We start from the raw sequence: 1,466 nt of genomic DNA on the forward strand, positions 1-1,466 counted from the left end.
CTACCACCCTGACCGCGTTTTGTAGTAAAGAATGGCTCGAAAATTTTACTTAAATTTTCAGGGGGAATGCCTTGACCGTCATCGGAATATTCCAATCTAAGCCGAGTTCCCTCTTGCTGCCAATCAAAAGCTAGCTTTCCACTGGCGCCCGGTTCGTAAGCGTGAATCAGAGAGTTCATCAGCAAGTTTGTGATAACTTGGGATAATGCACCTGGATAAGAATCTAGGGCTATTTTGCTGTCTCCTTTAATTTCGATCGAATGTTTGCTATTTCTCAATTTGGGTTTTAATTGGATTAAAATTTCATCGAGATAATCTCTGACTCTGAAGGTTCGCCGTTCTTCGCTGGAGCGATCGACTGCTACTTCTTTAAAGCTCCGAACTAATGCTGCTGCTTGATTGAGATTGGTGAGAAGGGTGTTGCTGCTAGTGGTGGCTATCTCCAAAAATTCTTCGAGTTCTGAGCGTTTCATTTTGCCACTGTTATAAGTAGAAGCAAATTCTGCAGTATGTTCTGCTAAAGCTGACGCAACGGTGACGCCGACGCCGATGGGAGTATTAATTTCGTGGGCGACGCCTGCTACTAATCCTCCCAGGGATGCCATTTTTTCGGCTTCAACTAGCTTACTTTGAGTAGCTTTTAAGTGCTCTAAGGCGTTGGATAATTCGTGGGTGCGATCGCACACTAATTGCTCTAAGTTTTGATTGAACTCCTGCAAGTTATTGTAGAGTTGGGCATTTTCAATGGAAATGGCTATTTGGGCCGATAACAATTTTAACAGTTCTAGTCTATCTGTAGTGAAAGCTCCTTCTGTGAGGTTATTTTCTAGGTAAAGAATGCCTGTCAGTTTGCCTTGGTGTATCAGAGGGGTGCAGAGAATGGATTTGGGTTGAGTGGCTGCTATGTAAGGATCGCGGGTAAATTGTCCCTCTTGGGTGGCGTTATTTAAAACTACGTTTTCCTGGGTGCGGATGACGTAGTGGGCGATCGCACTTGCGAGTTTTAGCGTTTCCCCAGAAGCTGCTTCTGCATTCAGGGGATGCGAGCGCAGCACGCTAATTTCCTCCTCGTTGACGGAACCTTCAGCCTCGATGGCCCAGTTTCCTGCTTTTTCTAAAATTAAAAAGCCTTTTTGGGCGCCTGCATTTTCGATGGCGATTTTCATCAATCTTTCTAGCAATTTACTTAAAACTATTTCTCCGGAAATCGCTTGGGAAGCTTTCATTACTGTGGCTAAATCTAGCGTCTCTCCTAAATTAGTGCTAGTGGTAGTAGGCGTGGTAGTTGTTTTTCGGTTAGCTTTTGTTTGAGTTGTTGTCTTGGCTGATGTTCGAGTTAGTAATTGGGGGTATTTTTCTTCTAAATGCTCGACTTTAGCTACAGCACCCCAAACTTGGTAGCTATAATGAGCGTTTTGCATATAAACTTGGGCGATCGTTTCTTTACCCCATGACAGGTAGAATTT

1 protein-coding gene is annotated in these 1,466 nt (G+C 43.9%); it reads right to left on the reverse strand.

The window, feature by feature from the left end; translation table 11 throughout:
• Positions 1-1,466: GAF domain-containing protein (locus QUA71_RS29105; protein ID WP_333290477.1), on the reverse strand; the 1,466-nt coding region annotated here is incomplete at both ends.

Origin of the sequence: Microcoleus sp. MON1_C5, assembly GCF_036701875.1 — a bacterium.
In the GTDB taxonomy this organism is placed as follows: Bacteria; Cyanobacteriota; Cyanobacteriia; order Cyanobacteriales; family Microcoleaceae; genus Microcoleus.